Genomic DNA, 22,338 nt, shown 5'->3' on the forward strand with positions numbered 1-22,338 from the left:
AGATTTCCTTATTGAGAGTTTAAGAGTGCAGAGTGGGGGTCACTGGCCAGCAAAAACGCACGCTGGCGCCCCCAAGCGGACTGCTGTCGATGATGACATAGCCGCCAAAAGCCTGGGCGATCGAGTGGACAATGGCCAGGCCAAGTCCACAGCCTCCGGTCGCGCGGTCGCGGCTGGGATCAAGGCGTACAAAGGGTTCAAAGACCCGCTGACGTTCGTCCAGTGGGATCCCCGGACCGTCATCCTCAACCTGCAAGAACGCCATATCGCCATCAAACCACAGGCCGACCCGCAGACGTTGATCGGCATAACGCAGGGCATTATTCACCAGATTATCGAGCACGCGCTCCATCAGACGGGTATCGGCAACGCCAATATTCTCGCGCTGCGGCGTATCCAGGGCAATATCAAACGCCGGCTTAACCGAACGGATATCGTCCAGTCGTTCATGCAGCCACTGGGCCAGATCGAGCGTTTGCAAATTCAGGTTAACCTGCGGACGGTCCAGACGGGCATACGTCAACAGCTCCTCGATCAGTGACTCCAGCTGGCCGATATCGCGATTAAGCGCCGCAGACTCGGCTTCCGTCAGGTTATCACTCATTTCCAGGCGGTAACGCAGGCGAACCAGCGGGGTGCGTAATTCATGCGCGATGCCGTCAATCAGCTGTTTCTTACTGGTGACCAGCGTGTTGATATTATCGGCCATCTGGTTAAATGCCACGCCAAGGCGCAGCAGGCTGGAGGTGCTGTCGAAATGAATACGTTCCTCGAGGTGCCCCTGACCAAAGCGTTGCGCGGCATTCTCCAGCTTTAACATGTCCTGCCAGTGCGGTCGCATCCAGATAAACACGGGCAACGCCAGTGAAATACCGATAAACGCCAGCAGCGCGATATCCAGAATGCGCATCTCATGCAGGTAAAACAGATAGGGGATTGGGCCGACGGCCAGCACATAGTGGCTGCGCGGAATATGCTGTAAGAAGGTGTATTCATCGTCCAGCACCACGATCTCACCCGAACGCAGGCGGCGCAGCGTCCCGGGGTCGAGCTGGTATTTGCTCATTGGCTCAATATGCAGCTTAAATGACAAATTGAGGTCGAGGTTGTCGATGGTTTTATTCCAGTCGCGCGGGGGGATCTCCCTCAGCTCACTGCGCATCAGGTACAGCGAACTTTTCATCAGATCGTCCATCGACTGACGCCCGGCGCGCTCGGCGGTAAATTTGTACACCAGCCCAACCAGCATTGCCATCACCAGGAAACAGACAAACAGCAGCAAGTAAAACTGAATAAACAGTTTTTTCATTGTGCATCCCAGGCGTGCGGCGCAAACAGATAGCCTTTATTACGGATGGTTTTAATCCGGTAAGGCTCGGTGGCGCTGTCCAGCAGCTTCTTACGCAGGCGAGAAATCGCTACATCAATGCTGCGGTCCATACCGTCATAACTGACGCCGCGCAGCGTTTTTAGCAGCGCATCACGATTAAGAATGGTGCCTGCATGGGTTGCCAGCTCCCAGAGCAGATCGAAATCGGCGGTGGAGAGGGCGACAATCTCATCGGAAAGCGTGACCTGGCGGTTAATCGGATCGATGCTTAAGGTGCCAAAACGCAGGGCTTTCTGACCCGCAATCCCAGGGGCTATCTCTTCATGCTGGCTATTGATCCCTGCCTGGCGCAGATGCAGCCGCAGACGTGCAAGGAGCACCGCAGGCGGCGTGGTCTTGAGAATATAGTCGTTTGCCCCCATCTCCAGCGACAGAATATGATTCATATCGCTGTCCAGCGACGTCAGCAGCACGATAGGGCCTGACCAGCTGTGACGCGTACGCAAATCGCGGCACAGCGTCATGCCATCTTTGCCTGGCAGCATAATGTCCAGCATCACCAGGTCAGGATTCGCGGCAGCAATAGTCTCTTCCGCGCGATCGCCACGGCTTTCTACAATAACGTCAATGTCATGCCGGCCCAGATAGGCAGCAATCAGTTCACCAACATCTTTATCATCTTCGACAAATACAATTTTGTTCATAGGGCCGGGTATCAGGCTATTGGAAACCGTAGCTTATCCTTTCCTGGTCGCAACGACCATTAATCAGCGCTAAATGTTAGGGGGAATGTAGTACAAACTCAGTCGAATATGTCATTATATCCCGCGCCTGAAAGGGTGTGCGGTGTCGAGCCCGGTCAGGGCTGTTCTTGCGTCGAAATGGATAAGGAGATAAGAGTGTCAGAAGAGAAGCTGGCTGCAGCAGAGTACAGTGATCGTATCTGCCTCAACTATATCGATTTCCTCTCCGCATCCTGTAAAAAACGCTGGAGCTTTGTTGACGCCATCTATGGTGTGATCCCGTTTTTTGGCATGATTACCCGCAAGTCAGCCACCACCCCGCCTTCATCATCCGAACCGCTGAAAGACCTCGCGCTGCAAATCATCTCGACCCAGGTCAGCGATGAAATCAATATCGCCCGTCTGATCACCCTGGCGCAACAGCAGCACATTGGGCAGTTTGATATCCTGATGCCTTACCCCTTGTCCGAATCACAGCTGGTTGCTATTCGCCAGGAGTACGCCAGGCCGCTCAAGCTTGAGCAGCTCGACGATCGCCTTAGCGTGATACTCCCGCAGCTGACACACTGACCCTTAACGGGTCAGCATCCAGACGGCAGGCAGGGCGGTGATCACCAGCAGCACCATGATCGATTTTTCAACGCGGTGCAATGACGTCCCGGCGCGGCCGCCACGGCGGGCAAACAGAAACAACACCATCCCCGGCGCGTAAAGCACTACCGACAGCAGCAGATGCATCGGGCCCGACGCGTACAGCAGCCACACACCATAGACGCTGGCACCCAGCGCCACCATCATCGCCCCGGGTTTATTTAATTCACGCGCGACCTTAAACAGATAAGCACCGACCAGCAGATAGGGCACCAGAATCATCTCAGAAGCAATGGTCAGCAATGTGTTGTAATCGGAGCCGGTCAGCCAGATCAGGATCAGACACACCTGCACACAGCCATTGGTCAGCCACAGCGATGCAGAAGGAGCGCCCCGTACATTCTGCCGACTCAGACCGCGTGGGAACGCGCCATGCTGTGCCGCCACCAGCGGCACTTCCGCTGCCATGATGGTCCAGCTCAGATAAGCTCCGCAGACAGAAACAATCAGGCCGCTGACAATCACCAGGTTGCCCCAGGGGCCGATCAGGGCGGTCATCAATCCGGCCATTGAGGGATTGCGCATTTCAGCCAGTTCGGCACGCGGGACGATCCCGAGTGACAGCAGCGTCACCAGCAGGTAGATCGCCAGCGCCGCCGTGACCGCCAGCAGCGTGGCACGTCCCACGTCACGACGGTTTCGCGCACGCGATGAAACGACCACCGCACCTTCAATACCGATAAATACCCACAGCGTAATCAGCATGGTGTCTTTCACCTGCTGCCAGACCGGTTTCCCCAGTGCGACGCCGCTGAAATCGAAGCGAAAACGATCGTAATGGAACGCGGCAATGGCCAGCAGGACAAATAAGCCCAACGGCAGCAGTTTGCCCAACGTTGCGATCAGATTAATGCTGGCCGCCGTCTGCACACCGCGCAGCACCAGCGCATGCACCAGCCACAGCAGGATTGAGGCTGCAAGCATGGCCTGCCAGGTGTTGCCATCGCCAAAAATGATATGGCCGGGAGAGTCAGTAAAGAAGCTCATGGCGGAGAAAACGATCACCAGGTAGGACACATTGGCAATCACGGCACACAGCCAGTAACCCCAGGCAGAACAGAAGCCAATCAGTTCGCCAAATCCCGCCTTTGCATAAGTGAAAATGCCGCCATCTAACTCGGGTTTCAAGCGGCTCAGCAGCAGCATGGCCAGCGCCAGTAGCACGATCCCCACACCGGTGATGGCCCAGCCAATCAGCAGGGCAGCCGGGCTGGCGACCGCCGCCATATTTTGTGGCAGGCTAAACACGCCCGCGCCTAACATAGAACTGAGTACCAGCGCCGTCAGCGCGGTGAGACCTAACTTTTTGTCCAAGAAAAACTCCGGTTACAGAATAAAACACCAGTTGTAACGACCATGTTGGTTTTAACTCAGGATGTGAGGCCGGAAAAAGCAACGAAACGCCTGAAAGTGGCGGGGGATTTTACGGATAGCGGCGGCAGGATGCAATGACTTACTATGCAAAAAGAGACGGGAATTATTCATAACGACGGGGCAACCAGGCAGTTGCCCCGCAAAGAGACGTTACTTAAAGAGATCCGCAGAGACGGTCAGGTTACCGCCGCTCTGATTCGACCACTGACGGGTGACGTGATAATACTTGGCACCTTTAGCGATCGCACGGCGACCCACTTCTTCAGACACTTCAGTCGGGGTGCTGTAGTGGCCGGTGAAGGTCACGCTATCGTACGGCTGCATCTGCGCCGCAGTAATGGCATTCACTTCCTGCACACTTTTGCCATCCGGGCGAGTCACGGTGTAACGCTTACCGGTTGAGCTTTGGGTTTCATAGAAACGGCCCACTTTGTTGCTTGGGGTTTCATTGGATGCCACACCCGGTAGTTCAACCGTTTTCGCTGCCGCACCGCCCGCTGCCAGCGCGGCTTTACCTGCTTCGGAATCCGCCGGGATCAGGTTAGGAGACTGCACCTGACGCTTAGGCGCATCGGCTTTATAGATGTAAGCCGTGATAATCTGATTGCCACCGCTGTTGGTGTCGATCTGACGCACGATAAAGAAAGACTCTGCGCCTTTCTCTTTTGCTGCACGGGTAATGGCATCATTGACATCAGGTTGGCTGCGGAAAAAGCCGCTGGCACTGACGGTGTCGTAAGGCTCAATAGTAAACGCTTCTGCTTTGGTCAGCTCACGTACGCCATTAATGATGCGATCTTTATTTTTCGGCGCAACAGGCGCATCGGCATGATAGAGATCGGCCGTCACATTCCAGTTGCCGCCGTTGCCGTTGGTATCGTTGATACCCTGAATATAGTAAGAGGCTGCACCAAGCGCATCAGCACGTTTTGATACGGCATCGCTGGCCTCGTAGATGGCATTAAAACGCCCGCTAATGGTGATCCGATCAAACGGTTTCAGCGCAGCGGCTTTCTCCGGCGTCAGTTCCTGCGCCGCATGGGCGGTCAATGCTGTGAGTGACAACAGGGCTGATGCCAGAATGGTATTCTTCAGCTTCATAAAAATTAATCCTTCGCCTTACGCAAAAAATGAGTACAAAAACGTGCTGGACTCTTGATGTGTAACAGATTAGCGGATGATTATTGCATGTAATAATGTTCGCTGTCTCAGCCATTTTGTGGGGATTTGATGTCAGTACAATTCTCGTTTTCAGAATAATGAAGAAAGCTGGCTGAATCGTGTCATTTTTCAAACATTAACCACTTAAGCTGGTAATTGTTAACACTTATATCGTTAACACATTGTTAATCAATGTTTTTTGATAACGTTTGTCGGTAAATGTTAAATTTTATCGTAGCAGATAATGCGTTCTTTACATCCTGATTCAGGCTCAATATATCGCTGGAGGGTTCTGTACTGCTTTTTTATCGGTTAGTCATCACCAGACACTGACTGTGGGTGGATCGGAACACTTATTTTCAGTAGGTTATAACCAGTTTGAACCTGTTACGTTTCGGTCATAAGGGCCGGGACGATGAGAACAAACCATCGTACTCTCTGAAGAAAAGGGAAGATTATGCTTATTGGTATTACCAAAGAGCGGTTGCCCAACGAAGCCCGTGCTGCTGCGACACCAAAAACGGTTGAACAGTTATTAGCTCTGGGTTTTAGCGTCGCTGTAGAAAGCGGCGCGGGTAAACTCGCCAGTTTTGAAGACGCGGCCTTTGAAGCGGCTGGCGCAACCATTACCGATTCGGTGAATGTCTGGCAGTCCGATATCGTATTAAAAGTGAATGCGCCGACCGACGAAGAGATTGCTCTGACGCGTGCCGGAAGCACGCTGGTGAGCTTTATCTGGCCTGCGCAAAACCCGGAACTGCTGGCAAAACTGGCCGCGCGTAACGTCACCGTGATGTCTATGGATGCCGTGCCGCGTATCTCGCGTGCGCAGTCTCTTGATGCGCTCAGTTCGATGGCAAACATCGCCGGTTATCGTGCGATTGTTGAGGCTGCGCATGAATTTGGCCGATTCTTTACCGGGCAGATTACCGCCGCCGGTAAAGTGCCACCTGCGAAAGTGATGGTGATTGGTGCCGGAGTGGCCGGTCTGGCCGCTATCGGCGCAGGCCGCAGCCTGGGCGCTATCGTACGTGCCTTTGATACTCGCCCTGAAGTGAAAGAGCAGGTCCAGAGTATGGGCGCGGAGTTCCTCGAACTTGATTTTGAGGAAGAAGCGGGCAGCGGTGATGGTTATGCCAAAGTCATGTCGGAAGCCTTTATTAAGGCCGAAATGGCGCTGTTTGCGGCTCAGGCGGAAGAAGTGGACATCATTGTCACCACCGCGCTGATCCCGGGCAAACCGGCACCGACGCTGATCACCGCAGAAATGGTTGCCTCCATGAAACCGGGCAGCGTGATCGTCGATCTGGCTGCGCAAAACGGCGGTAACTGTGAGTTGACCGTGGCCGATACCATCACCACCAGCCCGAACGGGGTGAAAATCATCGGTTACACCGATCTGCCAAGTCGTCTGCCGACTCAGTCTTCTCAGCTTTATGGCACCAATCTGGTGAACCTGATGAAGCTGCTGTGCAAAGAGAAGAACGGTGAAATCACCATCGACTTTGACGATGTGGTGATCCGCGGTGTGACCGTGATCCGTGATGGCGAAATCACCTGGCCTGCACCGCCAATTCAGGTGTCTGCTGCGCCGAAAGCGGCCAAAGTGGAAACCCCGATCGAAAAACCGGTGGAAAAACCTGTCTCACCGCTGCGTAAATACGGGCTGCTGGTGCTGGCGATTGTGCTGTTTGGCTGGCTGGCCAATGTGGCTCCACCTGAGTTCCTTTCGCACTTCACCGTCTTTGCGCTCTCCTGCGTGGTGGGTTACTACGTGGTGTGGAACGTCAGTCATGCTCTGCATACGCCGCTGATGTCGGTGACCAATGCCATTTCAGGCATTATCGTCGTCGGTGCCGTGTTGCAGATTGGTCATGGCGGCTGGGTCAGCTTCCTGTCCTTCGTTGCGGTGCTGATTGCCAGCATCAATATCTTTGGTGGCTTTACCGTCACCCAGCGCATGCTGAAAATGTTCCGTAAAAACTGAGGGGAAGTCCATGTCTGGCGGATTAGTGACAGCAGCTTATATCATCGCTGCGATCCTGTTTATTTGCAGCCTTGCCGGGTTGTCTAAACATGAGACCTCGAAGCAGGGGAATATTTTTGGCGTAAGCGGAATGGCGCTGGCGCTGGTGGTAACCATCTTCGGTCCGGATACGGGCAACGTTGCCTGGATCCTGCTGGCGATGGTGATCGGTGGTGCTATCGGTATTCGTCTGGCGAAGAAAGTCGAAATGACCGAAATGCCAGAGCTGGTGGCCATGCTGCACAGCTTTGTGGGGCTGGCTGCCGTGTTGGTCGGTGTTAACAGCTACCTGGACCACGGCCCGGGCCTGCTTCCGGTGATGGAAAACATCCATCTGACCGAGATCTTCATCGGTATCTTTATCGGTGCGGTGACCTTTACCGGTTCTATCGTGGCCTTTGGTAAGCTGTGCGGCAAAATTTCTTCCCGCCCGCTGGCGTTGCCACATCGTCATAAGCTCAACCTGCTGGCACTGGTGGTTTCACTGGCGCTGTTGATTATGTTTGTGCGCAGTGACAGCACCGGAACCCAGGCCTTTGCGCTGGTGGTAATGACGCTGATCGCTCTGGCGTTCGGCTGGCATCTGGTGGCGTCTATCGGCGGTGCGGATATGCCTGTCGTGGTCTCCATGCTGAACTCCTACTCGGGTTGGGCGGCAGCGGCGGCGGGCTTTATGCTCAGCAACGACCTGCTGATCGTCACCGGAGCGCTGGTCGGTTCGAGCGGTGCCATCCTCTCTTACATTATGTGTAAGGCGATGAACCGTTCATTCTTTAGCGTGATTGCAGGCGGGTTTGGTACTGACAGCAGCTCAACCGGTGAAGGCGAAGAGATGGGCGAGTATCGCGAAATCGATGCCGCGGGCACCGCTGAACTGCTGAAAAACTCCACCACGGTGGTTATCACCCCAGGCTACGGCATGGCGGTGGCGCAGGCTCAGTATCCGGTGGCAGAAATCACCGCCAAACTGCGTGAGCGCGGCATCAAGGTGCGTTTCGGTATTCACCCGGTAGCGGGTCGTCTGCCTGGTCACATGAACGTCCTGCTGGCCGAAGCCAAAGTGCCGTATGACATCGTGCTGGAAATGGATGAGATCAACGATGATTTCAGCGATACGGATACCGTACTGGTTATCGGCGCCAATGACACCGTCAACCCGGCGGCACAGGAAGACCCACGCAGCCCAATCGCGGGTATGCCCGTGCTGGAGGTGTGGAAAGCGCAGAATGTGGTGGTGTTTAAGCGTTCGATGAATACCGGCTATGCCGGTGTGCAGAACCCGCTGTTCTTCAAAGAGAACACCCAGATGCTGTTCGGTGATGCGAAAGCAACGGTAGAAGCGATTCTGAAAGCGCTGTAACAAACCGTGGGGCGTCAGAACCAGCGTGGCCCCCTACAACAAGAGCTGACCCTTGATACGGGTCAGCTCTTTTTTTTGCCGGTGATCTAGCCCCGGCTATCCGGGTTCTGCTCGCCGATAAACCAGTACCACAGCGGGATAGACAGCAGCACGGTAAACACCGAGCTGTATATCAGGATCATAAAGAACTCAGAAACATACAGCTCCACCGGCCAGGTAGAGAAGGGCATATTATATTCATCGATGGCACCACCGATGATCGCTTTGGTCATCACGATAGCGGCGCACACCCACAGGCAGGCCTGTGCGATAAAGAAATTCCGGCGTTTTTTGCCCGGAGGGAATAATGACATGATGTGTACTCCTTTACTGTTTTCTAAAATTTAACGTCAAGTGGCATCAACGTTACCCGCCCGACTGATGTGGACATTGTAGCGTTTCTTCCACGCGGGCCGAAAGCGCTGAAATTACATTCCTGCGAGTGTCGCATATTCATTTCAGGCGTAAGCAGTGACTAAAATAAAAATAACAACCTTAGAAAGAGAATGAAAAAACAGGCGGTGCGCGCGGTTGTACAATACCCGGGAAGAAGGCGGAGGGGAGCCAGGATTCATAGCGTGAGGGTGGCATCCGTAACGTCAGACGGTACAGCAGCCAAACTAGCGGGATAAAGACGATGAGCAGTACGGGGAAATGTGCCAGCAGCTGGCAATAACCGCAGGCAACGTCATCCATCATACCCATACCGGCAGGCATCGCATGATGCTGAGCGTAATCGGACGGGGGCGTTGTTGCCATCGACGGTGGCGCTGAGTGCAGGGTAGCCATCTCATCCATCGTCATGCCGCTCATGTCTCCATGATGCATCGACACCATCGATGAGTGATCTTCACGGGCAGAGGCATCCGGTGTTGATACACGCTGATGTTCCAGACTTTTAGAGACATCCGGTGCAATGAACAGCAGCAGGATCGCCATAATAGCGATAAATGCCGGTATTCGACGCTGCGACAGGCGATAAAAAGAAACCAACAGTCAACCTATAGCAGAGTGAAAAGATAGATGAAGTGTAGCGATTTTTATTCCCGATGTTAATGGGAAATTTAATTAATCATCTTCTTGCTGTTTTATTTTTTAATGAATCTCATTACAGGGTGAATACCCGCGATAAATAGCCTGTGCTGTTGAGTGACAGTACAGGGTTTGTCCCGCCAGTGGGACAGTGTTTGGTAGTGTTTTTCCCATCGGGCTCTGTTTAGATAAGACTCCGGCCGGAACCGACAGTTATTTTATTGTTACCGGAGAACACCCATGAATATTATCGCCATCACCGCCTGTCCCACCGGGGTGGCCCACACTTATCTGGCCGAAAGTAATTTGAAAAAAGCCGCCAGAAAGCTGGGCCTTTCCCTGCGAGTGGAGACTCAGGGTGCTATTGAGAGCAAGTACATCCTCAGCCCTGATGATATTTCTGCCGCAGATATTGTTCTGATCGCCGCCGATAAAAAAGTTGATATGGCGCGTTTTCAGAACAAGAACATCGTCGAAGTCCCGGTAGCCCGGGCGGCAAGAGACGCCGAAGGGCTGCTCAATGCCATCACCGCCGGGGAATTAGCCCCACACCGGCTGGAGATTGCCAGCGAAGAGGGTGATGTGGTGCCCGTTGTCAGTGGCAACAGCTGGTATTCCAGCATCTATGTCCACCTTATTACCGGGGTCAATCTGATGATCCCATTCGTGGTTGCCGGAGGGATACTGATTGCTCTCAGTTTCTCATTTGGGATCACCGCTGCCACGCCGGGTGATGCCAACTTCAGCCCGCTGGCGAAAATGCTGTCCGATATCGGCGGGGGATCGGCATTTGCCCTGATGCTGCCGATCCTGTCACTGGGAATCAGCCAGTCCATCAGCGGGAAAATGGGGATTGTCTCCGGTGCGGTGGGCGGCATGATGGCCATTCACACCGGGTCGGGCTTTCTGGGCGCACTGCTGGCGGGTTTTTTAGCGGGTTACGTCACGCTGATGATTGTCCGCTACATTCGTCTGCCAGAGGTGATTGCCGGGCTGAAGCCGATTTTGATTGTGCCGTTACTGAGCGTGCTGATTACCGGGGCGCTGATGGTGTGGCTGATTGGCGAGCCGATTAAATTACTGCTTGGCTGGTTGACGGACTTCCTCAATGCATTGGGGCACACCAACTCGGCCATTCTTGGCCTGCTGTTTGGCATGATGGTAGCCTTTGATATGGGCGGGCCATTGAATAAAACCGTGTGTATGTTTGCCATCGGCCTGATGTCCAGCGGCATTTACGGGCCGATTGCCGCTTGTATGGCTGCCGGAATGGTGCCGCCGCTGGGGATAGCGCTCGCCACAGTGCTGTTCCGGCGTAAATTCAGCCGCAGCGAACGTGAGACGGGCAAAGTGACGTGGGTGCTGGGGCTGTCGTTTATTACTGAAGGGGCTATTCCCTATGCGGTGTCCGATCCGCTACGGGTGATCCCGGCGATTGTGGCGGGCTCTGGGCTGGCCGGTGCGTTATCGATGGCGCTGGGTTGTGCATCGCGTGCACCTCATGGCGGTATTTTTGTGATGTTTATTCCGAATGTGATCGCTAATCTGGCCGCGTATCTGCTGGCTATTGCTGCAGGGTCACTGCTGACGGCGTTAATTCTGTGGTTCCTGAAAAAGGACGTGGTGGAAACGGCAACGTCATCATAGCGGAGGGAAGGGAGAGGGCGAGCCTGGGATCAGGCTCGCCCGTGGTCATTAATCGTCTTCGTCATCATCCAGTTCGACCGGAGAGGCGAAACCGTCAGGCTTGATCGCCAGCAGGTCACAGCGCAGGTGGTCAATAACCTGCTCGGCGGTATTCCCAAGGAACGCTGCCGATAGCCCGGTACGGCCGATAGTACCGAGCACCACCACACCGGCATCAAGGTGTGCGGCCAGCTCTGGTATCACCTCTTCAGGCAGCCCTTTCTCCACATGGGTGAACTTCTCATCAATGGAGAATGACTGACGCAGCGCCTTCATCGCCACCAGATGCTGACCACGGATGGCATCGTTATAAACGCTCGGATCAAAGTCTGGCAGCTCAATGGCGATATTGATTGGTGTAACAGGGTAAGCGCCGACCAGATGCACTTCGGTATGGTTAACCCGTTCGGCCAGCTCCAGCGTTTCTCTGACCAGCTTGCTGTTTAACGGATCGTGATGTGGCTCTTCGCTGGCGAGGTTTACTGCGACTACCGCCTTGCCGCCTTCTGGCCAGGCCTGATCTTTCACCATCCAGACCGGGCACGGGCATTTGCGCAGCAGGTGCCAGTCGGTTGGGGTAAACACCACCGCCTGTAAGCGGTCATGCTGGTGGGCCATCTTAATCACCAGATCGTGTTTGCTGTTCAGCACTTCCTGGATAATCGCTTCGAACGGACGATTATGCCAAATCACCTTGATATCAATCTGCACGCCGGCCGCAAGATAGGCCTGCGCCTGTTCACGGATCCACTCAGTGCGTTGGCTGATCACCCCTTTACGCATGGTGACGCGTTCATCGGGTGAAAGCAGCGTGGTCATCTCATAGGAGAAGTCGTAAATGGGAAGAAAACAGGTAATCTTACCGCCAAGCCGCTGATTAAGGTAAACAGCGCGACGAAGTGCGGGCTGGTCGTCCTGTTGTGGATCGATCGCCACCAGAATGTTTTGATATTGAGCCATAACGGTTTCTCCTTACACTGAGCGTGTCAGCTTAAAGATAGCCCAATCGAGGCAAAGGAAGAAGGGGAAAAGTTGTTGCCGGATCAATAAAATAAGAAATATCGATCCGGCACGGGTCAGGCGATGGCACGGCTCTGGCCTGCCAGTTCTGACAGAATTTCATGATTTTCGATGGTGATGTATTTTCCTTTCACCGCCAGCATGCCGCTTTTCTGGAAGCGACCGAGCAGACGGCTGATGGTTTCTACCGTCAATCCAAGATAGTTACCAATATCACCACGGGTCATGGTCAGACGGAATTCACGCTGTGAGAAACCACGCTGGCCGAAGCGGCGCGACAGACCGTAAATAAAGGCGGCCAGACGTTCTTCCGCATTTTTCTTCGACAACAGCAGGATCATTTCCTGGTCGCCCTTAATTTCGCCGCTCATCAGGCGCATCATCTGCTGACGCAGGCTGGGCATTTTACCGGAAAGGTCGTCGAGGGTTTCGAAAGGAATTTCGCAAACCATGGCGGTTTCTAACGCCTGAGCAAAGCTGGGGTGCTGGTTACCGCTGATAGCATCAAAGCCGACCAGGTCACCCGCCAGATGGAAGCCGGTAATCTGTTCATCACCCTGTTCGGTGATGGTGTAGCTTTTAATGGTCCCGGAGCGAATCGCGTACAGTGAACGCAGTTCGTCACCCGCTTTAAACAGCGTTTGTCCTTTCTGAATCGGTTTTTTACGCTCGATGATGTTATCAAGCTGGTCCAGCTCATGCTCGTTAAGCGTGAAGGGAATACAAAGCTGACTGATGCTGCAATCCTGGCAGTGAATGGCGCAACCACCCGATTGTATGCGTCTAGTGATAATTCGCTTTTCCGGAATCATAATGTACGCTCGATGATAATTGACTGACATCAATTTACCATTTTTCCCGCACACAAGGGAACTCATCTGAGCAGTTTTAGGCACAATAAATATGTGGACGTTATTAATAATCGTCATCTCTGTAAAAGTTGTGTGAAAAACAATCTGTAATCAGATGATTCGCAGGCTAACCTCCGCCAAATAGGCTTGATATCCGATTTTTTAGTTAAGCTCACCACAGAATCCACCTCCATGATCCGTATCAATAAGCGGACAAACACAACCCGGATGAAGCCTGTCCGTTTTTTGCTAAACTCACAGCTGTAGAAAAATGCAGAAAACGCGCGCAGGGCGCGTATTGATCGGGGATAACGTGATGAGCAACAACGCTGATGAGCTGGAGCTGTTTAAACAGGCGATGGGAGACGTTAAGCCACTGAAAGCCTGTTCCAGCACCTTATGGTTACCTTCTTCACAAAATAAAGTGCGCCAGGTGCTCGATCCACAGCTGGATAATCCGCTGACCACTGGCCTGCTGGATATCGTCCCGTTGACCACGCCGCTGGAATACAAAGCGGAAGGAATTCAACAGGGCGTGCTGGACAAACTCTTTCAGGGAAAATACCCGCCGCAGGCCACGCTGAATCTCATTCGTTACACCGTCGAACAGTGCCGTCAGGCCCTGTATCTGTTTATGTTGCAGTGCGTACAGGATGGTCTGCGCAATGTGTTGATCGTGCATGGAAAAGGGCGTGATGATGCCTCACATGCCAATATCGTGCGCAGCTATCTGATGCGCTGGCTGCCGCAGTTTGAGGATGTACAGGCATTTTGCTGCGCCCGGTCACAGGATGGCGGCACGGGGGCCTGCTACGTTGGGTTGCGTAAGAATGAACAGGCACGGCTGGAAAACCGTGAACGTCATGCCAAACGCAGTCGATGATATGTCAGCCTGAATGGGATTTTCGGATCGTGGCCAGCAGGATCTCGGCACTCAGTGTCAGAGGCGCACCAGAGCGGGTCATGATGCCGACTGCTTCGCCGGGGCCATGTGAGGCAATCGGCAGCGCAGCCAGCGCATTATGCAGCAAGTCTTCTTTAATCGCGCCCGATGGCACAAACCACACATAGTTGTAACGCAACGCCAGTTGGCGGGCCAGCGACGTTGAGGATGTCTCCACCAGGGTGCCTGGCAACGTGCAACCTTGTTCTTTCAGCATGGCTTCGGCAATGCGACGCGGGGCGGTGCCCTCCGGTGAAATGACCACGGGCCAGGAGAGCGCTTTAGAAAGCGTGACATTGTCACTTAATAGTGGATGATCTGGCCGTACCACCAGGCGCAAGGACTCCAGAAAAAGCAGTTCGTAGGTCAACCCGGCCATCAAATCGGGATCGGCCATGCGCCCAATCCCAACGTCAAATTCTCCGGCTTTAAGCGCAGCGATCAGTACATTGTTGTGCAGCGTTGCCACTTGCACAATCGCCTGTGGCTGTTGCTGGTGAAAGCGATCGAGAATTGACGGCAACATTCCCAGCGCCACAGTGGTCAGCACGCCAAGGCGCATCACTTCAGGGGATTTTTCGTGCGGTAATGTAAACGACTGCCCGGCATGATTAAGTGCATCAAGAACACGTACCGCGTGCGTGAGAAACTGTTCTCCCATTGTGGTTAGCTGTGCACCCAAACGCCCGCGTTCAAACAGCCGCACACCCGCCAAATCCTCCAGCTCGTTCAGTGTCTTCGACAGAGCGGGCTGGCTGAGTGACAACGTTTCGGCGGCACGTCCCAGCGTCCCTTGCTGTGCAACGGCGACGAAGGTATGTAAATGGCGCAGACGAATACGCTGATTAAACTGATATTTTTTGTCCATTACGCAGAATAATAACGGCCCGGATAAACTGGCAAGTTTTCTCTGAGTATTTTGTTAACCTTATTGCAAAATTTAATTAACATTTACCGCTTTTCCGACGTTATCCATTACTTCTGGTATGACTACAGAGCGAAAGGGTATTGCAGAGATTATTAATCCTTTGAAAAAGTGAGCGAATACCTGAATACCGTATTGAGATCATTTCTGTCACATTTCAGGATAAAACGGACATATTTTCCCAGGAGAATTCCATAACAATCCGTTATGATAGCCGGCACTTTTTCTGTAAACCTCTGCAACGTTGTCATCCGGGCGGGGTTAACACTGGCCTGTTATGGAGCGCGAAGTGGACAGTACCGCAGCGATCGATATCCGTACGTTGATTAATCAGGGGTCGTTGAGTCGTTATCAAAAACGCATCATCGCCCTGAGTTTTGCCGTGGTGGCAATGGATGGTATGGATATTGCCCTGATGGGTTTCATTGCCCCGGCGTTGAAAAGCGCATGGGGAGTGACGAACCATCAGTTAGGTGCCGTCATCAGTGCCGCGCTGATCGGGCTGGCGCTAGGCGCGATGTTTGCCGGGCCGCTGGCCGATCGCTTTGGCCGCCGGGTGATCATCATTTGCAGCGTGTTCTTCTTTGGCTTATGGACGCTGGCCACCGCCTTTTCGCAAAACCTTGACCAGATCATGTTGTTCCGCTTTCTCACAGGGCTTGGGCTGGGCGCTGCCATGCCCAATGTCGGCACGCTGGTAGCGGAATACTCTCCCGAACGAAAACGTGCCTTTCTCATCACCGTGGTGTTCTGCGGCTTTACCTTTGGTGCCGCCAGCGGTGGGTTCGCCGCCTCATGGTTAATCCCGAACTTAGGCTGGCATGCGGTGCTGGTGATGGGCGGTATTCTGCCGCTGCTGATGGTGCCCTTGCTGCTGCGCTGGCTGCCGGAATCCGTGCGTTTTATGATCACCCGTAACGCCCCGGCGGCGCAGATCCGGCAAATCGTTGAGAAGATGCATCCCGGCAGTATAGGAGAAGCGTGCATCTTCACGCGCAGCGAAGCCGCCACCAGTGAAGGTGCGGTAAAAGTGGTGCTGTCGCGCCGTTACTTCTTCGGCAGCATGATGCTATGGGGCAGTTATTTTATGGGGCTGTTTCTGGTCTATCTGATTGGTTCCTGGCTGCCGTCGCTGGTGAAGGATGTCGGTATGACGGTGACGCAGGCGGCGCTGGTTACGGCGATGTATCAGGCGGGTGGCACCGTAGGGTCGTTGTTTGCGGGCTGGATGATGGATCGTTTTAACGCCAATCTGGCGTTGGCGGCGATCTATTTCACTGGCTCAATTGCCACGGTGTGCATTGGCTATGCGCCAGCGGATGTCTGGGTACTGGGGTCAGTGGCCTTTTGCAGCGGTTTTTGTCTGAACGGGGCGAATACTGGCATGAATGCACTGTCAGCCAGTTACTATCCTACCCATGCCCGTGCCACGGGTTCCAGTTGGATGCACGGCGTGGGGCGTATCGGGGCCATCCTGAGTGCGTTCGCGGGTGCACAAATGCTGTCGCTCGGCTGGAATATCACGGATGTTTTCTCTTTCCTGGCGATTCCGGCAGTGCTGACGACTCTGATGCTGGTGGCGAAATACCGTTATGGTTATCAGCGTGAGGCGTGATGTATGCGGTCGACCCGAAAGGCCAGGGTCTTAAGGTCAAGGTCTTAAGGTCAACGTCTTAAGGTCAAGGGCGTTTCGCTTTCCCGCTGCGCGGGCGAAGCGACAAGGGGCGGCCAGTCGCCGCCGCCCCTTGACCCCGGGCTTGCGGCAGGCGCCGCGCCCGTTTCACGGGTACCTTCGTCAGTTCCGTTCACCGACGGACCACTCGTGACGGCACTTCCTCAGCGCAGCTTAATTGCCGCCTCAACATCAAAACCAAAATCTAAAAGATTAAATAAAACCAAAAAGGCTTTTTGTGTCTGGTCTGTTTGATTGGTTTTTCTTTTTATTTTGACCCGGCCGTTGACCTTTTGAGCGGCAATTAAGCCTCGCCGAAGGAGGGCGGATTTCCAGGACGAGCTGACAGGACGTCGGCGAGAGGGTGAGCCGGGACAGGGATGTCCCGTCACGCCCGGTCCGGCGGGAAAACCGATCGACTGAGGGAACCCGCTTTAGCGGGCGATGCGCCTGCCGCAAGCCTGGGTCGCTCAGCCCGCGTAGCGGGAAAGCGAAATGCCCTTGACCTGGCCCTTGACCTTAAAACATGAAAATTAACTGATCACCAGCCCGCCAGGCACACTATTGCAACTGACTATTACTGATCACAGTAAAACGGCCCGCGCCCAGGAACATCACGGCCAGCGCGCCGAAGAAATAGAGCGCTTCCCCTTCCAGTGCCCAGGCCCCCACGCCAGTGCGGTCCCACACTGCGCCTGTTTTCACCAGCAGGGTGGCCACCGCCAGATTTACGACGATCACGAACGCCGCCGGACGCGTCATCAGGCCAATGATAATCATCAATGGTGCCACCACCTCACCAAGATAAGCGCCATAAGCCACAAAGCCGGGGATGCCATGCGCATGAAGCAGTCTGGCGATCCAGCCAACGCCGTGCTGCACTTTAAACACACCATGAAACAGCAGCAGTGCACCGAGCGAAACGCGTAAAACCAGCTTGCCCAAATCCGGGTGATCGCTGAGACGGGAAAATCCATTATTAATCGCGGTAAACATAACGTAATCCTTGAAGGTAAAGGCGGCATGCGCATGAAGCGGTGGGTCGATCATCGCACTGAGTAAAACACGCGTCATATCAGCATAATCTGCAAATCAAAAGCCGTGATGGACTTTCTCCCTTCGTCTGCAAATAATTAACCCAGAGATGATGTGGAAAAACCTATGAGAAACGAACGATCATTACGGATTATGACGGCGGAAGGCAGCCTGCGTGGGAGTGTGGAAGAGGGGATTTTCGTCTTCAAAGGGATCCCTTATGCGGCACCGCCCGTGGGCGAACTGCGATGGAAAGCGCCGAAACCACTGAATGCCTGGCAGGGAGATAGAGACGCCACAGACTGGGGACCGGCCAGCTGGCAGAGCCGGGAGTATTGCCTGGCGGTAGGCGGCGGCGATCCCGGCCATTTTCATGAAGACTGCCTGTACCTCAATGTCTGGACCCCGGATATCGCCCCGGCAACACCGCTGCCGGTCATGGTGTGGATTCACGGTGGCGGCTACGCCGTCGGCTCCGGTGGATTAACCCCGTATCTGGGGGAACCGCTGGCGCAGCGTGGTGCGGTGATCGTGACGATAAACTATCGCCTGGGCCAACTGGGCTTTTTTGCTCACCCGGCGCTGGACCGCGAATATGCCGACGGTGAAGTGGTCAATAACTTCGCCTTACTCGATCAGATTGCCGCCTTGCAGTGGGTGCAGCGCAATATCCGTGCCTTTGGTGGAAACCCGAAAAACGTCACGCTGATGGGGGAGTCCTCCGGTGCCCGCAGCGTACTCTCGCTGTTTGCCTCACCGCTGGCCGAGGGGTTATTCCATAAAGGCATTGTCCAGAGTGCCTACGGTGTACCGGATGTGTCACGTGCAGAGGCACTCAAAAAAGGGCAGGCGCTGGCAAGTCATTTTAATCTCCCTGATGCCAGCGCGGAACAGCTACGTGCCTTACCCGCTGAATCATTCTGGCCGCTGGATCGCGCGCTAAACATCGGGCCGGTGGCGATTCACGGCGACCGCGTGCTGCCGCAGCCGATGCTCAGCGTGTTTGCCGCAGCCAGACAGCAGCGCCTGCCGTTGATGATTGGCAGCAACAGTGATGAAGCCAGCGTACTGGCTTATTTTGGTGTGGATGCGGCTAAGGTGATTGCCGATATGCGCCGCAAGCATCCGCTGGCGCTCCGACTGATCAAGCTGCTGTACCCGGACGTCTGGGATGATGGCGAACTCGGCAGGCAGGTGGCTCGTGACATGACCTTCACCACGCAGGGGTACATTGTCGCCCTGGCGCAGCACCGTGCTGGTGTGCCGGGCTGGCGCTACTATTTTGATTATGTCTCTGAAAACGCGCATGATCTCTATCCTCATGGCACCTGGCATGGCAATGAAATTCCGTACGTCCTCAACACGCTGGGCCAGTTAGATCCCGTTGACACCGCACGATCTTTCACTGAGGGAGACCATGATTTTTCCCAACGTGTCAGCGAATACTGGCTGCGTTTTGCCCGCGATGCGACGGTATTCTCGCATCAGATAAACGGGGAAACCGACTGGCCCGCCTGGCATCCCTGGAGTGACATCACGCTACGCTTTGGTCGTCACGGCCTGGCCTGTATTGCCCCTGAAAAACGCTTTATGCGACGCAGAATGCAGGTGTTTCGTCTGCTGATGCGGGCATTTGTCCATCTCAGACACGATTAATTAGGGTTGCTCAGGGGATAGTTAATTTTTACTGCTGTATTTTAAATGACCTAAATCGTCAGAAAACGGCATCATAGCAATAACTTATGATTTACCATGGAAAGTATGAGGAATAAAACGCAGCAATATAAATCGTGTTAATTTCTTAATTTTTTAAAGTCTCCGTGCCGATAACTTGCCTGATAGCCCTAGATAACAACACTTTTATCGGTATCACCAGGTCACGGAGTCATTATGAAATTATTAAAAAATTATACCATCCGCGCAGTTTTGCTGTGGATCTTAGGCTTTTTCTGCCTGCTCTGGGGCGCTGTCGGTACGTACAGCGTGTATTCACTGGATCAACTGAGTGACGGCAATGCCGTCGATCGCCATCTGGTCGGTCAGATGAGCACCTTAAGCAAAGGTAACGATCAGTATTTCCGCGTGATCACCCGTTTAACGCGTGCAATAGATTCCAAAAAACCGGAAGACATGGCGTCGGTGCAGAAAGCACTGGATAACATGACCACGCTTTTGGCTGAGTTCAAACAACAGTCGCCGGGCCCGCTGGATCAGCAGTACGCTTCCGGCGCCATTGCCAGCTGGCAGAAACTGTTGGATGACGGTGTTAAACCGCAGGTCCGACTGGCGCAGCAGGGCTCACCGGATGACTACCGTCGCCATGCCGCCAGCATTACGCCAGCCCTGAGCCGTGATTTTGGCGCCAGCGTGGAGAAATTCAACGTGGCGGCGGCGGCTAAACTCGATGCGACTCGTGTTACGGTCGACCATCTGACCCACGTCACCAAAACCGTGCTGGTACTGGCGGTGATTGCCGGATTGCTGATCCTGGTGTTTACCGACCGCTATCTGGTGGTGATGCTGGTACGCCCACTGGACACCATCCGCGAACACTTCCGGGTGATTGCCGAAGGGGATCTGACCCAACCGGTCAACGACTTTGGCCGTAACTGTGTTGGCAAGCTGGTGCCACTGCTGCGGGCGATGCAGGACAGCCTGCGTGACGCCGTCAGCGCTATTCGCAGCGGTACGGAAAATATCCATCGCGGAGCGGCAGAAATCTCCTCCGGCAACAATGATCTCTCCTCGCGAACAGAAGAACAGGCCTCGGCGCTGGAGCAGACGGCAGCGAGCATGGAGCAACTGACCGCCACGGTGAAATTCAATGCCGACAACGCGCGTCAGGCCAGCTCACTGGCGGATACTGCCTCTGTAACGGCCAGCAAAGGCGGCAAGCTGGTCAATGAAGTGGTTAACACCATGCAGGGCATTGCCGGCAGCTCGAAGAAAATTGCCGAAATTACCACGGTCATTAACAGCATTGCCTTCCAGACCAATATCCTTGCACTGAATGCAGCGGTAGAAGCCGCCCGCGCCGGAGAGCAGGGGCGTGGTTTTGCCGTGGTGGCCAGCGAAGTGCGCAACCTGGCACAGCGTAGTGCCGGTGCAGCGAAAGAGATCGAAACGCTGATTGCGGACTCTGTTTCCCGCGTCGATACCGGTTCAAAACTGGTCGGTGAAGCCGGAAGCACGATGGGCGACATCCTGACATCGGTGGCTGAAGTTACCGAAATCATGAAGCAGATCGCGTCAGCTTCCGAAGAGCAGAGCAAAGGCATTTCTCAGGTGGGCACCGCGATTTCAGAAATGGACAGCGTCACCCAGCAGAACGCCTCGCTGGTTGAACAGGTTTCTGCGGCAGCCAGCGCGCTGGAGCGCCAGACGGAAGAGCTGACGCGGTCGGTGTCGAAGTTCCGCCTTTCCGCCAACAGTGCCCCTGCCAGTCATTCTGCCGCTGCACCGGCAGCGTTGAAAAGCCCGCTGAAAGCCCTGGGTGCGCCAAAAACCCGCGCCGCCTCTGCTGACGAGTGGGTGTCTTTCTAAGGCTGTTCACATAACCACGCCACCAGCTCATCCAGCAGCGGTGGCGATACTGAAGGCGGGCGACGGATCAGGCTGTAGACCGCGCCCGTTTTTACACTGCCCGCAAAGGGCGCGACCAGGCGCTGCATCGTGAGATCTTCCGCTATCAGTGTGACATCGGCCACGGTCACGCCAAACCCCTGAATGGCTGCGCTAATCGCTAAATCCATCGTCGAAAAATGCTGATTCCGTTTCATCGCCAGCGGCTGTTGCTGTGCCTGTAACCACAGTTGCCAGTCGCGGTTGTCGGCAGTGGGATGCAAAAACGTCATGTCTGCCAGGGATGTCGCTGTCGCAGGCCCGTCGGGGAGCAGGGAGGCGGCCATGACCGGTGTCAGCGCCTCTTCAAACAACAACACGCTGTTGCGCGGGCTGCTGCCATACAGAATGGCCGCATCAAAGTTATCCAGCTGGCTGCTGTGATCCACGGTCGTGGTCAGGGAGACGTGCAGTTCCGGGCGTGCTTTCTCCAGCGCCACCAGCTTTGGCACCAGCCAGCGCATCGCGCAGGTCGGGGCTTTCAGACGGATCATCGCATTCTGCCTGCTGGCCTGTTGCGCCGCTTCGTGCATCTGCTGATAGCCACTTTGCAGCGCGGGCAGCAGGCTGGCGCCCTGCGGGGTCAGCGTCAGACCGCGTGCATGGCGGTCAAATAGCGCAAAACCCAGCCAGGCTTCCAGCGCGGCAATTTTACGGCTCACGGCACCCTGGGTAATACAGAGTTCGCTGGCGGCACGCGTCAGATTGAGATGACGGGCGGTCACAATAAAAGCATGGATGGCATTTAACGGCAGCGGGCGCTGAGGCATGGGGTTCTCTGAGCTATGATTAAACGTCATGGCTATTATGACAACAATTCGCTTGTCGCCTCAAGTGCCGCCGCGTTGAATAGGGCTAACGAATTTTAC

General features: G+C 54.6%; 20 protein-coding genes. 8 read left to right on the forward strand and 12 right to left on the reverse strand.

Features of this window, described 5'->3' with window-relative positions; genetic code table 11:
- Positions 1-19: 19 nt before the first annotated feature.
- Together rstB and rstA are read right to left on the reverse strand one after the other, a co-directional pair.
- Positions 20-1,309: a two-component system sensor histidine kinase RstB gene (rstB, locus tag HHI26_RS01105; protein WP_171148416.1), complete on the reverse strand. Its 1,290-nt coding sequence runs from the start codon at positions 1,307-1,309 to the stop codon at positions 20-22.
- A complete protein-coding gene (gene rstA, locus HHI26_RS01110) occupies positions 1,306-2,034 on the reverse strand; it encodes a two-component system response regulator RstA (protein WP_133841928.1) in 729 nt (242 codons plus the stop codon). The genes rstB and rstA overlap by 4 nt, the downstream gene beginning before the upstream one ends.
- 177 nt (positions 2,035-2,211) lie before the next feature.
- Between rstA and HHI26_RS01115 the strand changes: the two genes are divergently transcribed.
- Complete coding sequence (locus HHI26_RS01115; RefSeq protein WP_171148417.1) at positions 2,212-2,643, forward strand: hypothetical protein; 432 nt, start codon at positions 2,212-2,214, stop codon at positions 2,641-2,643.
- 3 nt (positions 2,644-2,646) lie between these two features.
- Here the strand turns inward: HHI26_RS01115 and HHI26_RS01120 are convergent, their stop codons facing one another.
- Both HHI26_RS01120 and ydgH read right to left on the reverse strand, forming a co-directional pair.
- The gene (locus tag HHI26_RS01120; RefSeq protein WP_159336569.1) at positions 2,647-4,038 is read right to left on the reverse strand and encodes an amino acid permease; all 1,392 of its coding nucleotides are present in this window, start codon (positions 4,036-4,038) and stop codon (positions 2,647-2,649) included.
- 210 nt (positions 4,039-4,248) lie between these two features.
- Positions 4,249-5,199, reverse strand: coding sequence for a DUF1471 family protein YdgH (ydgH, locus tag HHI26_RS01125; RefSeq protein ID WP_133841931.1), 951 nt, complete (start codon positions 5,197-5,199; stop codon positions 4,249-4,251).
- 517 nt (positions 5,200-5,716) lie between these two features.
- Here ydgH and pntA point away from each other — a divergent pair.
- Complete coding sequence (gene pntA / locus HHI26_RS01130) at positions 5,717-7,246, forward strand: Re/Si-specific NAD(P)(+) transhydrogenase subunit alpha (protein WP_167863807.1); 1,530 nt, start codon at positions 5,717-5,719, stop codon at positions 7,244-7,246.
- Positions 7,247-7,256: 10 nt separating this feature from the next.
- Complete coding sequence (pntB, locus tag HHI26_RS01135; protein ID WP_133841933.1) at positions 7,257-8,645, forward strand: Re/Si-specific NAD(P)(+) transhydrogenase subunit beta; 1,389 nt, start codon at positions 7,257-7,259, stop codon at positions 8,643-8,645.
- Between the two features lie 86 nt (positions 8,646-8,731).
- Here the strand turns inward: pntB and HHI26_RS01140 are convergent, their stop codons facing one another.
- Positions 8,732-8,998: a DUF2534 family protein gene (locus HHI26_RS01140; RefSeq protein WP_133841934.1), complete on the reverse strand. Its 267-nt coding sequence runs from the start codon at positions 8,996-8,998 to the stop codon at positions 8,732-8,734.
- 181 nt (positions 8,999-9,179) lie between these two features.
- Positions 9,180-9,677 carry a DUF2946 domain-containing protein gene (locus HHI26_RS01145; RefSeq protein WP_238337017.1) on the reverse strand — a complete coding sequence of 166 codons (498 nt, stop codon included), beginning with the start codon at positions 9,675-9,677 and terminating at the stop codon, positions 9,180-9,182.
- Positions 9,678-9,956: 279 nt separating this feature from the next.
- On the opposite strand from HHI26_RS01145, the gene HHI26_RS01150 reads away from it, so the two are divergent.
- Positions 9,957-11,363 carry a fructose-specific PTS transporter subunit EIIC gene (locus tag HHI26_RS01150; RefSeq protein WP_133841935.1) on the forward strand — a complete coding sequence of 469 codons (1,407 nt, stop codon included), beginning with the start codon at positions 9,957-9,959 and terminating at the stop codon, positions 11,361-11,363.
- A gap of 48 nt (positions 11,364-11,411) precedes the next feature.
- Here the strand turns inward: HHI26_RS01150 and uspE are convergent, their stop codons facing one another.
- Both uspE and HHI26_RS01160 read right to left on the reverse strand, forming a co-directional pair.
- On the reverse strand, positions 11,412-12,362 hold the full coding sequence (gene uspE, locus HHI26_RS01155; RefSeq protein ID WP_133841936.1) for a universal stress protein UspE: 951 nt from the start codon (positions 12,360-12,362) through the stop codon (positions 11,412-11,414).
- A 116-nt stretch (positions 12,363-12,478) separates the two neighbouring features.
- A complete protein-coding gene (locus HHI26_RS01160; RefSeq protein ID WP_133841937.1) occupies positions 12,479-13,234 on the reverse strand; it encodes an FNR family transcription factor in 756 nt (251 codons plus the stop codon).
- 355 nt (positions 13,235-13,589) lie between these two features.
- Between HHI26_RS01160 and smrA the strand changes: the two genes are divergently transcribed.
- Complete coding sequence (gene smrA / locus HHI26_RS01165; protein ID WP_133841938.1) at positions 13,590-14,156, forward strand: DNA endonuclease SmrA; 567 nt, start codon at positions 13,590-13,592, stop codon at positions 14,154-14,156.
- Between the two features lie 4 nt (positions 14,157-14,160).
- On the opposite strand, the gene HHI26_RS01170 is transcribed toward smrA, so the two are convergent.
- Positions 14,161-15,084, reverse strand: a complete 924-nt coding sequence (locus tag HHI26_RS01170) for a LysR substrate-binding domain-containing protein (protein ID WP_133841939.1) — start codon at positions 15,082-15,084, stop codon at positions 14,161-14,163.
- Positions 15,085-15,430: 346 nt separating this feature from the next.
- On the opposite strand from HHI26_RS01170, the gene HHI26_RS01175 reads away from it, so the two are divergent.
- Positions 15,431-16,756 carry an aromatic acid/H+ symport family MFS transporter gene (locus HHI26_RS01175; RefSeq protein ID WP_133841940.1) on the forward strand — a complete coding sequence of 442 codons (1,326 nt, stop codon included), beginning with the start codon at positions 15,431-15,433 and terminating at the stop codon, positions 16,754-16,756.
- Positions 16,757-16,977: 221 nt separating this feature from the next.
- Here HHI26_RS01175 and HHI26_RS01180 read toward each other — a convergent pair whose 3' ends face one another.
- On the reverse strand, positions 16,978-17,205 hold the full coding sequence (locus HHI26_RS01180) for a hypothetical protein (protein WP_171148418.1): 228 nt from the start codon (positions 17,203-17,205) through the stop codon (positions 16,978-16,980).
- Positions 17,206-17,374: 169 nt separating this feature from the next.
- Positions 17,375-17,809, reverse strand: coding sequence for a DoxX family protein (locus HHI26_RS01185; protein ID WP_159336720.1), 435 nt, complete (start codon positions 17,807-17,809; stop codon positions 17,375-17,377).
- A 165-nt stretch (positions 17,810-17,974) separates the two neighbouring features.
- On the opposite strand from HHI26_RS01185, the gene HHI26_RS01190 reads away from it, so the two are divergent.
- Both HHI26_RS01190 and HHI26_RS01195 read left to right on the forward strand, forming a co-directional pair.
- On the forward strand, positions 17,975-19,504 hold the full coding sequence (locus HHI26_RS01190; protein ID WP_171148419.1) for a carboxylesterase/lipase family protein: 1,530 nt from the start codon (positions 17,975-17,977) through the stop codon (positions 19,502-19,504).
- 234 nt (positions 19,505-19,738) lie between these two features.
- A complete protein-coding gene (locus HHI26_RS01195; protein WP_171148420.1) occupies positions 19,739-21,391 on the forward strand; it encodes a methyl-accepting chemotaxis protein in 1,653 nt (550 codons plus the stop codon).
- On the opposite strand, the gene HHI26_RS01200 is transcribed toward HHI26_RS01195, so the two are convergent.
- Positions 21,388-22,239 (reverse strand): LysR family transcriptional regulator, encoded by an 852-nt coding sequence (locus HHI26_RS01200; RefSeq protein WP_133841943.1) that lies wholly within the window; start codon positions 22,237-22,239, stop codon positions 21,388-21,390. The genes HHI26_RS01195 and HHI26_RS01200 overlap by 4 nt on opposite strands.
- Positions 22,240-22,338: the final 99 nt, after the last annotated feature.

Source organism: Erwinia sp. JH02, assembly GCF_013074405.1.
In the GTDB taxonomy this organism is placed as follows: Bacteria; Pseudomonadota; Gammaproteobacteria; order Enterobacterales; family Enterobacteriaceae; genus Erwinia; species Erwinia rhapontici.